This is a genomic window from Weizmannia sp. CD-2023 (assembly GCF_036225245.1).
GTDB classification, from domain to species: Bacteria; Bacillota; Bacilli; order Bacillales; family Bacillaceae_C; genus Weizmannia; species Weizmannia faecalis.
The window spans coordinates 1-13648 of record NZ_JARTJQ010000068.1 but is presented as its reverse complement, the minus strand read 5'-3'; the positions used below and the strand labels follow the sequence as shown (position 1 = coordinate 13648).

12 protein-coding genes and 1 pseudogene are annotated in these 13648 nt (G+C 43.4%); 12 read left to right on the top strand and 1 reads right to left on the bottom strand.

Going from position 1 to position 13648, the window contains the following annotated elements:
- The 12 genes and pseudogenes from mmsA to iolI all read left to right on the top strand — a co-directional run.
- Positions 1-1163 (top strand): CoA-acylating methylmalonate-semialdehyde dehydrogenase (gene mmsA, locus P9687_RS09600; protein WP_328228890.1); only part of this gene is annotated, 1163 nt, incomplete at its 5' end.
- Positions 1164-1238: 75 nt separating this feature from the next.
- Entirely contained in the window at positions 1239-2057 is an 819-nt protein-coding gene (gene iolB, locus P9687_RS09595; RefSeq protein WP_168985650.1) for a 5-deoxy-glucuronate isomerase, read from the top strand.
- Positions 2058-2080: 23 nt separating this feature from the next.
- On the top strand, positions 2081-3079 hold the full coding sequence (gene iolC, locus P9687_RS09590) for a 5-dehydro-2-deoxygluconokinase (protein ID WP_168985649.1): 999 nt from the start codon (positions 2081-2083) through the stop codon (positions 3077-3079).
- Between the two features lie 15 nt (positions 3080-3094).
- Positions 3095-5005, top strand: a complete 1911-nt coding sequence (gene iolD, locus P9687_RS09585) for a 3D-(3,5/4)-trihydroxycyclohexane-1,2-dione acylhydrolase (decyclizing) (RefSeq protein WP_168985648.1) — start codon at positions 3095-3097, stop codon at positions 5003-5005.
- Positions 5006-5034: 29 nt separating this feature from the next.
- Entirely contained in the window at positions 5035-5913 is an 879-nt protein-coding gene (fba, locus tag P9687_RS09580; protein WP_168985647.1) for a class II fructose-1,6-bisphosphate aldolase, read from the top strand.
- Between the two features lie 93 nt (positions 5914-6006).
- Positions 6007-6375, top strand: coding sequence for an MFS transporter (locus P9687_RS09575; protein ID WP_328228596.1), 369 nt, complete (start codon positions 6007-6009; stop codon positions 6373-6375).
- Positions 6353-7045 (top strand): annotated as a pseudogene (locus P9687_RS09570) (Gfo/Idh/MocA family oxidoreductase); the annotation flags it as partial. The gene P9687_RS09575 and the pseudogene P9687_RS09570, both read left to right, overlap by 23 nt.
- Before the next feature lie 38 nt (positions 7046-7083).
- Positions 7084-7992 (top strand): myo-inosose-2 dehydratase, encoded by a 909-nt coding sequence (gene iolE, locus P9687_RS09565; protein WP_168985646.1) that lies wholly within the window; start codon positions 7084-7086, stop codon positions 7990-7992.
- A gap of 35 nt (positions 7993-8027) precedes the next feature.
- On the top strand, positions 8028-9458 hold the full coding sequence (locus P9687_RS09560; protein WP_168985645.1) for a sugar porter family MFS transporter: 1431 nt from the start codon (positions 8028-8030) through the stop codon (positions 9456-9458).
- Positions 9459-9701: 243 nt separating this feature from the next.
- Complete coding sequence (locus P9687_RS09555; protein WP_168985644.1) at positions 9702-10745, top strand: Gfo/Idh/MocA family protein; 1044 nt, start codon at positions 9702-9704, stop codon at positions 10743-10745.
- 26 nt (positions 10746-10771) lie between these two features.
- Positions 10772-11650: a sugar phosphate isomerase/epimerase family protein gene (locus P9687_RS09550; protein ID WP_168985643.1), complete on the top strand. Its 879-nt coding sequence runs from the start codon at positions 10772-10774 to the stop codon at positions 11648-11650.
- Between the two features lie 25 nt (positions 11651-11675).
- On the top strand, positions 11676-12530 hold the full coding sequence (iolI, locus tag P9687_RS09545; protein WP_168985642.1) for a 2-keto-myo-inositol isomerase: 855 nt from the start codon (positions 11676-11678) through the stop codon (positions 12528-12530).
- 238 nt (positions 12531-12768) lie between these two features.
- On the opposite strand, the gene P9687_RS09540 is transcribed toward iolI, so the two are convergent.
- Positions 12769-13533: a DeoR/GlpR family DNA-binding transcription regulator gene (locus P9687_RS09540; RefSeq protein WP_168985641.1), complete on the bottom strand. Its 765-nt coding sequence runs from the start codon at positions 13531-13533 to the stop codon at positions 12769-12771.
- Positions 13534-13648: the final 115 nt, after the last annotated feature.

Here is a 13648-nt window from a genome sequence, read left to right as displayed (position 1 = left end):
CGCTGGGGGAAGTTGGCCGCGGGATCGAAAATGTGGAATTTGCATGCGGTGCCCCGACTTTAATGATGGGTGATTCCTTGACGACGATCGCAACAGATGTTGAAGTGACAAATTACAGATATCCGATTGGGGTTGTCGGCGGGATTACGCCGTTTAACTTTCCAATGATGGTGCCGTGCTGGATGTTCCCGGTTGCTATTGCGGTTGGCAATACATTTGTTTTAAAGCCGTCAGAAAGAACCCCGCTATTAGCCCAAAAGTTAGCAGAACTGCTGGAAGAAGCCGGACTGCCTAAAGGCGTATTCAATATTGTCCACGGCGCACATGATGTTGTAAACGGGTTATGCGAAAATCCGGCAGTGAAAGCCATTTCGTTCGTCGGGTCCCAGCCGGTTGGAGAGTATGTGTACAAACGGGCAAGCCAAAATTTAAAAAGGGTCCAATGCCTGACCGGCGCAAAAAACCATTCCATTGTATTGAATGATGCAGACTTGGAACATGCTGCAACAAATGTTATTGCATCAGCGTTTGGTTCTGCGGGTGAGCGTTGCATGGCATGCTCGGTTGTGACAGTTGAAGAAGGGGTTGCAGATGCGTTTCTGGAAAAATTAGTGAAAAAGGCAAAGGAAATCAAAATTGGGAACGGGCTGGATGAAGATGTCTTCCTCGGGCCGGTCATCAGGGAACAAAACCACGTCCGTACGTTGGGCTATATCCAAAAAGGCATTGAAGAAGGGGCAACATTGGTATTGGATGGGCGTGAAAATGTGCCGGATAGGGGCTATTTTGTTGGCCCGACCATTTTTGACAACGCCACAACCGAAATGTCCATTTGGAAAGATGAAATTTTTGCGCCTGTACTATCCGTTATCCGTGTAAAAAATTTAAAAGAAGCGGTTGAAACTGCGAATAAGTCCGAGTTTGCAAACGGCGCCTGCATTTATACATCCAATGCTTCGGCGATCCGTTATTTCCGTGAAAATATCGATGCAGGCATGTTGGGGATCAATTTAGGCGTACCGGCGCCAATCGCATTTTTCCCGTTCTCCGGATGGAAATCCTCTTTCTACGGCACCTTGCATGCAAACGGAAAAGACAGTGTCGATTTTTATACGCGCAAGAAAGTCGTGACGGCAAATTACAAGGCACCTACATTTGAATAAGCGAATGGAACGATTACGCTGGGCTGCGGCCTTTGTAATCGTTCCCAAAGATGATGGTTGGGGGATGGTTTAAAAGTGAGCAAATTGTTACGGAAACCGGATGCAGTAGAAATTTCACCGGGAGTAAACATCATTCATGAGGTGACAAGCGAAAATTCACCGCTGGAATATGTCGGAATGAAAGTTTTAGAGTTAGAACCTGGGGCCCGCTACGAGGAAAATTTAGGAAAGTGGGAATGCGGTATTGTCGGCCTCACCGGAAAAATCAATGTTGACGCTGGCGGGGAAAGATTTGAAAACATTGGCACAAGAGAAAGCGTTTTCGAAAAGAGGCCAACAGACAGTGTTTATGTATCAAACGATAAGTCTTTTAGGATTGAAGCAGCAACAAAGGCGCGTATCATTCTCTGCTATGCGCCATCCGAAAAACAGCGGCCAACGAGGCTGATAAAAGCGGAAGAAAACAGTGTCGAACACCGCGGCAAGTACAACAACAAAAGATTGGTCCATAATATTCTGTCTGATTCGGACCCGTCTGCAAACAGCTTGCTGCTAGTAGAAGTCTATACAGAAAGTGCAAACTGGTCCAGTTATCCGCCGCATAAGCATGACCAGGATAACTTGCCGGATGAATCTTTTCTGGAAGAGACCTATTATCACGAAATCAATCCGAAACAAGGCTTTGTCTTCCAACGCGTCTATACAGATGACCGTTCCCTTGATGAAACGATGGCAGTAGAAAATGGCGATGTCGTTCTCGTTCCGGCCGGCTACCATCCTGTTGCGGTTCCGGACGGTTACGAATCCTACTATTTTAATATTATGGCAGGGCCAAAACGCTTATGGAAATTTTATAACGAACCGGCCCATGAATGGATCCTGGAACGGAAGTAAAACAACGGGGGTGTTGTACACAAATGGGAGTTGACTTAAATTTGCAAGCAGAATTTGACATCATTGCGATTGGCCGTGCCTGCATCGATTTAAATGCAGTGGAATATAACCGGCCGATGGAAGAAACGATGACGTTCCGGAAGTACGTTGGCGGTTCTCCGGCGAATATTGCGATCGGGATTTCAAGACTCGGGCTGAAAGCCGGTTTTATCGGCAAATTGTCGGATGACCAGCACGGGCGCTTTATTCAACAATATATGGCGGATGCCGGTGTGGATACTTCGCATATGGTGATTGACCATGAAGGGCATAAAACGGGGCTCGCTTTCACGGAAATTAAAAGCCCGGAAGAGTGCAGTATCTTGATGTACCGCGATGAAGTTGCCGATCTTTTTTTGCATCCGTCCGAAGTCAGTGAAGCGTATATCAAAAGATCAAAAATTCTGCTGGTTTCCGGAACGGCCCTTGCGAAAAGCCCGTCCCGTGAAGCAGTCTTAAAGGCGGTTCAGCTGGCAAAGAAAAATAATGTAAAAGTTGTTTTTGAGCTGGATTACCGGCCTTATACATGGGAATCAGAGGCAGAAACATCCGTATATTATACACTTGTGGCACAGCAGGCAGACATCGTGATTGGCACACGGGATGAATATGATGTCATGGAAAACCGGCAGAACACGAAGAACGAAAAGACCGTGAACCATTTGTTCCAATATTCACCGCAACTGGTTGTCATTAAACATGGCGTGGAGGGGTCTTATGCCTATACAAAATCAGGAGAAATTTACAGGGGCAAAGTCTATAAAACGAAAGTATTAAAAACATTCGGTGCAGGCGACTCCTATGCTTCGGCATTTTTATACGCCCTCATCAAAGGAAAAGGCATCGAAACGGCCCTGAAATATGGCAGCGCCTCTGCTGCGATTGTCGTCAGCAGGCACAGTTCATCAGAAGCCATGCCGGCGGTACAGGAAATCGAAAAATTCATTTCAGAAAGATCGGAAGAAAAAGTCGTAAATCGATAAAGGGTGAACATTCGCATGGGAAAAATACGGTTAACAACAGCACAGGCACTCATTAAGTTTTTAAATCAGCAATATCTCCATGTGGACGGCGAGGAGTTTCCGTTTGTGGAAGGAATTTTTACAGTTTTTGGCCATGGAAATGTGCTGGGGATCGGCCAGGCGCTGGAACAGGATCCCGGCCGCCTGAAAGTTTTCCAGGGAAAAAATGAACAAGGGATGGCACATGCGGCGATCGCTTACAGCAAGCAAATGTTGCGCCGGAAGATTTTTGCCGTCACAACCTCTGTGGGCCCGGGATCTGCCAATTTGGCGGCTGCAGCGGGCACTGCTTTAGCAAATAATATCCCCGTCCTGTTGATTCCAGGTGATACATTTGCAACGAGGCAGCCGGATCCGGTGCTCCAGCAAGTCGAGCATGAATACAGCCTCGCCGTCACAACCAACGATGCATTAAAGCCGGTATCCCGCTATTGGGACCGGGTTACACGCCCGGAGCAATTGATGCCAACTTTAATTCGCGCATTCGAAGTGATGACAGATCCAGGGAAAGCCGGGCCGGCCACCATCTGCATTGCCCAGGATGCAGAAGGGGAAGCATTTGACTTCGATGAACAATTCTTTAAGAAAAGGGTTCACTACCTGGATCGGAAAGCGCCGGCCGAACGGGAATTAAAAGGCGCCGCCGCATTAATCAAAGCAAGCAAGAAGCCGCTCATCCTTGTTGGGGGTGGCGCGAAATACGCCGGCGCACGCGATATTTTAATGGAAATTTCCGAAAAGCACAATATCCCGCTCGTTGAAACACAGGCAGGAAAAGCAACAGTCGAATGCACGTTCAAAAATAATTTAGGCGGAATGGGCATTACAGGAACACTTGCAGCAAATAAAGCGGCGCGCCAGGCGGATTTAGTGATCGGCATTGGGACACGGTATACTGATTTCGCGACATCCTCAAAAACAGCATTCGATTTTGAAAAGGCAAAATTTTTAAATATCAATGTGAACCGCATGCAGGCATACAAGCTGGATGCTTTCCAGGTTGTGGCTGATGCAAAAACAACTTTAGAGCAACTGGCACCGCTTTTGGAAGGGTATGAAAGCGAGTTTGGCTCCACCATTGCGGAATTAAAAACGGAATGGGAGGCTGAGCGTAAACGCCTAAGCCAGGTCGCCTTCTCCCGTGAAAATTTTGTTCCGGAAATTAAGCATCATTTTACACAAGAAACGCTGAATGAATACGCAGATACATTAAACACAGAGCTGGCCCAAACCACTGCGCTGATTGCTGTAAACGATGCGGTCGATCCTGAAAGCATCATTATTACTTCGGCGGGCTCGCTTCCGGGGGATGTGCAACGCATTTGGAATCCAACTGTGCCGAATACGTACAACGTTGAATACGGGTATTCGTGCATGGGCTATGAAGTATCAGGCGCGCTCGGGATTAAACTGGCTGAGCCGGATAAAGAAGTGTATTCGCTTGTCGGGGACGGCAGTTTTCTCATGCTGCACTCTGAGCTTGTTACCACTATTCAATACGGCAAAAAAATCAACGTTGTGCTGTTTGATAACGCGGGATTTGGCTGTATCAATAACCTGCAGATGGACAATGGCGGGGATTCATATTTTACGGAATTCAGGACGTATGATAACAAAATTTTAAATATTGATTATGCAAAAGTTGCTGAAGGGTACGGCGCCAAAACATACCGCGCCCATACGCTTGAACAGCTGAAAGAAGCCATTGAAGATGCAAAGAAACAGCGGGTTTCAACGCTGATTGAGGTAAAGGTGCTGCCCAAGACGATGACGGACGGTTATGAAAGCTGGTGGAATGTCGGGGTTGCAGAGGTATCGGAAAAAGAAAGCATTCAAAAAGCCTATCAGGAGAGGCAGAAAAAATTAGAAACAGCGAAACAGTATTAAAGGGCGGTTTAACTTAAATGAAGTGAGGGATGAATTTGGCAGCAATCATTTCTTCAAGGGTGGTTTCCATGAAAGAGATGCTGGCTGCTGCAAAAGATGGGCAATATGCTGTTGGGGCATTCAATATGAACAGCTTTCAATGGGTTGAGGCCATTTTAGAAGCGGCAGAGGAAGAACAATCCCCCGTGATTGTAGCATCTTCCGACCGGCTTGTAGATGATCTTGGAGGATTTAAAACGATCGCGTCAATGGTCAATCGTATTGTGGAAGAAAAGAATATTACGGTCCCGGTGTCTTTGCATCTCGATCATGGCAAGTCAGTGGAACGATGCAAAGAAGCCATTGATGCCGGATATACGTCTGTGATGATTGACGGCTCACACCTGCCAATTGATGAGAATATCAAAATGACAAAAGAAGTAACGGACTATGCCCGTCTTCATGGCGTTTCCGTGGAAGCGGAAGTTGGCACTGTCGGCGGCAATGAGGATGGAATGATTGGCGGCATCCAGTACGCAGATCCCGGGGAATGCCTCCGTATGGTAAAGGAAACAGGCATTGATGCCCTTGCCGCCGCGCTTGGTTCCGTCCATGGGCCGTATCAGGGCGAACCGAAACTGGGATTTGCCGAAATGAAAGAGATCGCGGCATTAACCAATGTCCCGCTTGTTTTACACGGCGGGTCCGGCATTCCCGATTACCAAATCCGAAAGGCAATCGAACTGGGCCACGCAAAAATAAATGTCAATACGGAATGCATGCAAGCCTGGGCGAAGGCAGTCCGCCATGTCCTGGACCACGACAAAGGACTGTATGATGTGCGTGCCATCCTTTCACCTGGCAAAGAAGCTGTAAAACAAACCGTAAAACAGAAAATGAGAGAATTTATGTCAAACAATCGGGTTTGAAGATGATGGAGGATGTCTTCAAACGGCATCCTCTGGTTTTAGAATGGGTGTGATCGTTTGGAAAAGATTCCGGGAAAGTATAAGTCTCTATTTATGATTGTTTCCTTTTTATTGTGGTTTCCGCATTTTGTTTACGTACCGGTGTTGTCGCCTTATATGGTATCAATTGGTGGGGATTATGCATTTATTGGAGTTATCTTGAGTAGTTACGGGCTGATGCAGTTTTTATGCAGGCTTCCGATTGGGGTATTTTCCGATTTGGTGAATTTAAGAAAACCCTTTATTGTTTTTGGTATGGTAATTAGCATGATCAGTTGTTCAATCTATCTACTTACTGAAAACATGTTTTTGATTTTGGCTGCCCGCACGCTTGCCGGGGTGGCAGCTGCATCCTGGGTTGCATTTACTGTGCTGTATTCCAGCTATTTTAAAGAGGAAAATTGGGGATATCAGAATTGTTGAGTTGCAATATACGCATGGTTTTAATGCTACTGATAAAGCGGAAAAAACAAGTGATGCGCAAAAGTGGAGAGTGGATCCAAAAATTGCAGGTCCAAGTTTTGTTTTAGGTGATCTTTCAACCCATACGTACTATATGTCCCAACTGATTATGCCAAAAATGAAGATAAAAAAATTATTATGTGACAGACAAAGTTTTGTCGGAACAAGAGCACCGCTTGAGGATAACGCTTTCGTCCTTATGCACTATGAAAATGGGGCGGTCGGTAGATTATGGACATCTTCAGTTAATGCAGGGTGTACGGATGGTCATAGAATCCGGATTGTGGGTTCAAAGGCAAGTCTTGAATGGTGGGACAGTAAACCAAATGAATTAAGATATGAAGTGCAAGGAGAACCGATTCAGACATTGATTCGTGGTATGTCTTATCTGGATGAACAATGTAATGCAGATGAACGCTTAGGTGCTTTGCATTCGGAAGGACTATCAGATGCGTGGGCAAACATTTATTTAAAATTTGCAATTGCTATTGATGCTAAAAACAGAGATGACAGGGAAACTTTACGTAACTTGGTATATCCCAATATTGATGCCGGAATTGAAGGGATACGCTGGATAGAAAATTGTGTTCGTTCAGCGGAAAATGGCGCCAGTTGGGTGGATTTCAAATAGCGTGTTAGATAACTTGTTTCATTGAAGGGAGATCTTTTATGCAAAACATAAATAAAATTAAATTCGCATGCGCCCCTATTGCCTGGACAAATGATGATATACCGGAGTTGGGAAAAGAGAATACATTTGAACAATGTATTAGTGAGATTGCGCTAGCGGGATATACGGGAACTGAAATTGGCAATAAGTACCCGAAAGATCCCCAGATTTTGAAAAGATATCTGGAAATACGCAATCTGGAAGTAGCGAGTGCATGGCTCAGTACTTTTTTAACAACAAAACCTTTTGAAGAAACGAAAGAAGCTTTTATACAGCATCGTGATTTTTTACATGCAATGGGTGCAAAAGTGATTGTTATCGCTGAGCAAGGGCACAGCATTCAAGGCAAATTGGATGTGCCATTATTTCAAGAAAAACCAACTTTTACGGATGCGGAATGGGGCCTTTTAATAAATGGTTTGGAAGAGTTAGGAAAGCTGGCCCAAGAAAAAGGAATGGAGATTGTTTATCATCACCATATGGGAACAGGAGTGCAGACGACTGAAGAGATTGATTGCTTAATGGAAAATACATCTTCTGAAAAAGTATCTTTGTTGTTTGATACTGGACACCTCGTATTATCAGGGGAAGATCCACTGGATATTTTTCAAAAGTATAAATCGAGGATTAAGCATATTCACTTTAAAGATGTAAGGGCGAGCGTTGCGCAAGAAATGAAAGAACAGGGCGACAGTTTTCTTGCAGGTGTCATAAAAGGGGCTTTTACCGTACCGGGAGATGGTATGATTGATTTTCGTCCAATTATGGAAGCCATTATTGAAAGCGGATACGAGGGCTGGATTGTCGTCGAAGCGGAACAGGATCCGGCTAAAGCCAATCCATTCGAATATGCCTTAAAAGGCAGAAAATATATAGAGACGTTAATACCCCGGGCAGAGCTGGTTTAACCGGTTAGAAAAATTACGTATGGGGATGGTTGAAAATGAGTAATCAAAGTACAGGCAACGCAAAAAGGATGTTAAAAAAGATTACGGTCATTTCGACATTTGGCGGTTTGCTTTTCGGTTATGACACAGGCGTTATTAACGGTGCATTGCCTTATATGGCGCGTAAGGATGAGCTGAATTTAACGCCAGTGACTGAAGGCTTTGTGACAAGTTCCCTTCTTTTTGGAGCAGCATTAGGAGCCGTCTTTGGCGGGCGTTTATCAGACCGGTTCGGACGCAGGAAAATGATCCTGAATCTTGCCTTGATCTTTTTTCTTGCCGCACTTGGTTGTACATTTGCACCAAATGCAGGCGTTATGATTCTTTTTAGATTTTTATTGGGGCTTGCAGTAGGTGCAGCTTCCGTAATGGTTCCTTCATTTTTGGCAGAAATGGCCCCTGTTGAAACAAGAGGGAGAATGGTTACACAAAATGAATTGATGATTGTTTCCGGACAATTATTAGCCTTCATTTTCAATGCCATTTTAGGAACAACGATTGGCCAGGAAGCTGCACATGTATGGCGCTATATGCTGGCAATTGCTACACTCCCTGCTGTAATTTTGTGGTTTGGTATGTTAATCGTGCCAGAAAGCCCGCGCTGGCTTGCTTCAAAAGGAAAAATTGGCGAAGCACTTCGTATTTTAAAAGAAATTCGGACTCAGAACCGTGCCGAAATCGAGTTAAAAGAAATCGAAGAGAATCTTGCACAAGAATCAGAGCTTCAAAGGGCAACATTTCGCGATTTAAGCATACCGTGGGTGCGCCGTATTGTATTTATTGGCATTGGAATTGGTGTTGTACAGCAAGTTACGGGTGTGAACTCTATTATGTATTACGGTACGCAAATTCTTCAACAATCCGGGTTTTCTACAAATGCTGCACTTGTTGGAAATATTGCCAATGGGATCATTTCTGTTTTAGCCACATTTGTCGGGATTTGGCTGTTAGGAAAAGTTGGAAGGCGGCCAATGTTAATGACCGGATTAACTGGAACAACCGCTTCACTTACCTTAATCGGGATTTTCTCTATTGTTTTTCATGGTTCTTCAGTTCTTCCGTATGCTGTTCTGGCAATGACCGTTACTTTTCTTGCATTTCAGCAGGGGGCTATATCTCCTGTAACTTGGCTCATGTTATCGGAAATATTCCCACTTAAATTAAGGGGACTTGGGATGGGCGTTACCGTATTTTGCTTATGGATTACAAATTTCCTTGTTGGATTTTTCTTCCCGATTTTATTAAATGCAGTCGGGTTGTCGACTACATTTTTTATCTTCGCTGTTCTTGGTGTTGGGGCAATTACTTTCGCGAAAAAATGCCTACCTGAAACAAAAGGGAAATCACTGGAACAGCTGGAGAGCCATTTCAGGAATTTTGGTCATAAAGAAAGCGGTACTGTAATAGAGGCCGTGAAGGAGGTGTAGAAGAATTTCGCGTCGGAGGGGAGTAAGCGCTTTATTTCAATGAGTTGTTTTGTAATTTAGAATAATGATATAAATAGGGGCGGATATATCAAACAATAGATTTTCAAGCATATAGATGCGCCATTTAAAAAACAACATATGTACGGAGCTCCGGCAATATGATCTGCACCAGGCAATGTATGCTGCTCCATACAAAGGAATTCTTTTAGGTTACACATATTCCATTGAAGGAGGAAAATAAGAATGGTTTTACGTATTGGCGTCGTTGGTACAGGGGCAATCGGACGCGAGCATATTAACAGAGTTACAAATAAATTATCCGGCGGGAAAATTGTGGCCGTTACAGATGTGAACGAGATTGCAGCAAAGCAAACAGTCGAACAATACCAACTAGATGCAGCGATTTATCTTGATGATAAAGCACTGATCGCTGATCCGAATGTTGATGCAGTGTTTGTCACAAGCTGGGGCCCTGCACATGAATCCACTGTCCTGGCTGCAATAGATGCAGGGAAATTTGTGTTTTGTGAGAAACCGCTGGCAACAACTGCTGAAGGCTGCCACAGAATTGTTGAGGCGGAGATGAAACAAGGAAAAAAACTGGTTCAAGTAGGGTTTATGCGCCGTTACGACAGTGGTTATGTCCAATTAAAGAAAACGATTGAAAACAACGAAATTGGCGAACCATTGATGATTCGTGCTTCACACCGGAATCAAGAGGTAGGTATAAACTACACGACAGAAATGGCAGTAACTGATACATTGATTCATGAAATCGACGTGTTGCACTGGCTCATAGACGATGATTATAAATCCGTTCAAGTTCTATTTCCGAGGAAAACGAGATATGCACATAGCAATCTGCAAGATCCCCAACTGTTCACCATCGAAACAAATAAAGGAATTATCATTAACATTGAGGTATTTGTAAACTGCAAGTACGGTTATGATATCCAATGTGAAGTCGCCGGGGAAGAAGGGATTGCCAAATTGCCGGAATATCCAAGCGTTGTTGTGCGGAAAGATGAAAAGTTAAGCGCCGGAATTTTGAACGACTGGAAAGAAAGATTCATGGATGCTTATAACGAGGAAATCCAAGATTTTATTAATTCTGTGACAAGAGACGGCGAACCGAACGGACCAACGTCCTGGGATGGCTATATTGCATCTGTAACATCTGATGCTTGTGTAAAGGCGCAGCTTACAGGTGAAAAAGAATCTATCATCCTTCCGGGAACGCCGGATTTTTATCAACATAATATAAATGCCGGGAAACTAAGCATTTAAGCGGATTATTGAAGGAGGGAAAAATTATGCGTTTAGCTTATGATCCATCACATTATCGTGATAATACCAATTTAAAAGATACAATCGATGCCGTTGCCAGATTGGGATATGAATGGGTGGAATTATCCCCACGTAAAGACTTTATCTGGTTTTATGAATATCCGAAAGTGGATAAACAACTGATCAAAGATTTGAAAAGATATTGCGCAGATGCAGGCGTCAAAATTTCATCCGTACTGCCGGTCCAACAATGGTCCTCACCGAATGAAGAAGAGCGGCAGGCAGCCGTGAGAAATTGGAAACGCTGTATAGAAATTACTTCCGAGCTTGAAGTCGACTTAATGAACACAGAATTTAGCGGAGACAAAAGCCGGCCGGTTGAAAGTGAGGCTGCTTTTGTGAAGTCTATGGAAGAACTAATGCCGGTCTTTGAAAAAGAAGGTATTAAATTGAATATACAGGCTCATCCGAATGACTTTATTGAGTTGAATACAGAAGCTATCCGGATGATTCGTGCCTTGGATAAAGAATGGATTAAACTGGTTTATTCTGTACCGCATGCTTTCTATTATGATGACGGGATTGGTGATGTCGCCAAACATATTGATGAAGCAGGCGATCTGTTGGCACATGTGCTCATTGCGGACACGATGAACCATAAAGCGGCATTTGGCCTAAGGTATATCATTAACCCGCCAGGTGCAAATGTCACGATTCACCAGCATTTAAATCCTGGTGAAGGAGAAGTGAATTTTGATGCACTGTACCGGAAATTAAGAGAAATCAAATTCGATGGCATCATTACAAATGCAGTATTTGCTTATCCGGATAAACCGGAATGGTCTAATGAAGTAACACTGAACTCAATTAAAAACGGGTTGAAAGACTTAGTCGGCAGTATCTAAAATTCTGTTTTTGGAGATGATCAAAATGAAATTGTCTTTTAATGAGGCGACAACGCTGAAAAACTCTAATCTTGAAAAGGACTTGGAGCTCTGTGAAAAGCTAGGCTATGATTATATCGAAATTCGTACGGAGGATAAATTGCCTGAGTATCTTGAACATCATTCAATCGAGAATCTGGCAGATTACTTCAGAACACATCACATTAAGCCGCTCGCACTGAACGCGCTGATATTTTTCAATAACCGTGATGAAAAAGGCCATGAAGAGATCATCCGCGAATTTAAAGATATGCTGGAAAAGGGGAAGAAAATAGGCATCCAATATATTGTTGCAGTGCCGCTTGTCACAGAGGAAAAAATCCTTAAAAAAGACATTAAAGACAGTTGTGTCAAGGTACTGACGGAACTGTCAGATCTTGCAAAACCTTATGGCATCAAAATTGCGGTAGAGTTTATCGGGCATCCGCAATGTACCGTAAACACATTTAGCCAGGGATACGACATTGTCCAGGCTGTTGACCGTGACAATGTCGGCCTCGTTCTGGATTGCTTCCATTTCCATGGTATGGGTTCTAACTTGGACGACTTGAAAAAAGCGGAAGGTTCCAAAATCTTCATTTTACATATCAATGATACAGAAGATTTTCCGATCGGCTTTTTAATAGATGAAGACCGCGTCTGGCCGGGGCAGGGAGCAATTGATTTAGATGGTATATTATCTGTACTGAAAGACATTGGCTATTCGGGTGTTGTGTCGGTGGAATTGTTCAGGCCGGAATATTATCAGCTTGATGCTGAAGAAACAATTAAGACGGCAAAAGAAACCACATTAGCAGTTGTTTCAAAGTATTTTGAAGTAGAAGCAGCAGGAGTGAACTAAGGGGGAAGGGGCTATCCCAAAAGTTGTTAAATGGCTGACGGGAGCCCCTTAATTTTGTGCATGATACAGTTGGTTGTTTATGATCGTGAATTTTAGTCACCATTTCTCACAAGAGTTACATGAATTTCACGAGGATCAATGCATAAGCTAAATAAAGAGGCTTTTGGGACAACCCCTAAAAAAGCGATTCCAAAAAAAGATGATTTTTTAGGCGGCTCCATTGTCAAAGCTTTCTTTTTTATTTGGCAATAACAAGTTTATGACGAGTACTGTTAAAATAATCTTGGTAGGTTTTGTTAGGGAGCTGATCGGTTATCAGGACATCGATTTCATCCAAACTGCAATACGTCATCAACCCATATTTATCAAATTTGTCATGGTCAACCAATAAGAATACTTGTGAACTTCTGTTTACAATCGAAGTTTTTAATTCACTTTCAATGGGGGATGCGTTGGTGACCCCGTTTGTAAGCGAAACCCCGGTGGACGCCATAAAGGCTTTGTTGATGTTATAGGCATTCAGCATATCCAAGTATTTAATGCTTCCGAACGAGTTTGTTTTTCTTTCAAGGATGCCGCCAGGCGAAATGATAGTTAAGTTTTCATAAGGGAGCGCCCTGACGATAAAATCGAGATTATTGGTAAGGACCGTAACCTGTTTTTCTTTTATATATTCGATCATTTCAATGGTTGTCGTGCCCGAATCGATAAAGATAATGTCCTCGTCATTGACAAAACTTGCCGCCGTTTTCCCGATTAATTTCTTTTCAGCTTGATTCCGCACCTGGCGTTCATGAAAAGACTCTAAAGAAGCCCGCTTCTCATCTTTGACAGTTACCCCGCCGTAAACCTTTTTTACATTTCCTTTTTCGACAAGTTCCTGGACATCCCGCCGAATTGTATTTTTAGAGACTTGAAATACTTCCATCAGCTTGTCTAAAGAGACAGATTTGTGTTCGAGAATATACGCCTCAATTTTATGGATTCTTTCTTCTTTAATCATTCCTTCTTCATCCTTTGTTTTGATAGACTCGTGTAACAGACGAATTCAACTGTTTATATTTTACCAATAAATCATCAAAAGTTCACCATGTATTTGAAACCTGAATCCGTGACGA

What these genes read in the sequence shown, in the direction of transcription:
- iolC (WP_168985649.1), top strand. Translation starts at nt 2,081, where the DNA reads ATGGGAGTTGACTTAAATTTGCAAGCAGAATTTGACATCATTGCGATT.
- iolD (WP_168985648.1), top strand. Translation starts at nt 3,095, where the DNA reads ATGGGAAAAATACGGTTAACAACAGCACAGGCACTCATTAAGTTTTTA.
- fba (WP_168985647.1), top strand. Translation starts at nt 5,035, where the DNA reads ATGAATTTGGCAGCAATCATTTCTTCAAGGGTGGTTTCCATGAAAGAG.
- P9687_RS09575 (WP_328228596.1), top strand. Translation starts at nt 6,007, where the DNA reads ATGATTGTTTCCTTTTTATTGTGGTTTCCGCATTTTGTTTACGTACCG.
- iolE (WP_168985646.1), top strand. Translation starts at nt 7,084, where the DNA reads ATGCAAAACATAAATAAAATTAAATTCGCATGCGCCCCTATTGCCTGG.
- P9687_RS09560 (WP_168985645.1), top strand. Translation starts at nt 8,028, where the DNA reads ATGAGTAATCAAAGTACAGGCAACGCAAAAAGGATGTTAAAAAAGATT.
- P9687_RS09555 (WP_168985644.1), top strand. Translation starts at nt 9,702, where the DNA reads ATGGTTTTACGTATTGGCGTCGTTGGTACAGGGGCAATCGGACGCGAG.
- P9687_RS09550 (WP_168985643.1), top strand. Translation starts at nt 10,772, where the DNA reads ATGCGTTTAGCTTATGATCCATCACATTATCGTGATAATACCAATTTA.
- iolI (WP_168985642.1), top strand. Translation starts at nt 11,676, where the DNA reads ATGAAATTGTCTTTTAATGAGGCGACAACGCTGAAAAACTCTAATCTT.
- P9687_RS09540 (WP_168985641.1), bottom strand. Translation starts at nt 13,533, where the DNA reads ATGATTAAAGAAGAAAGAATCCATAAAATTGAGGCGTATATTCTCGAA.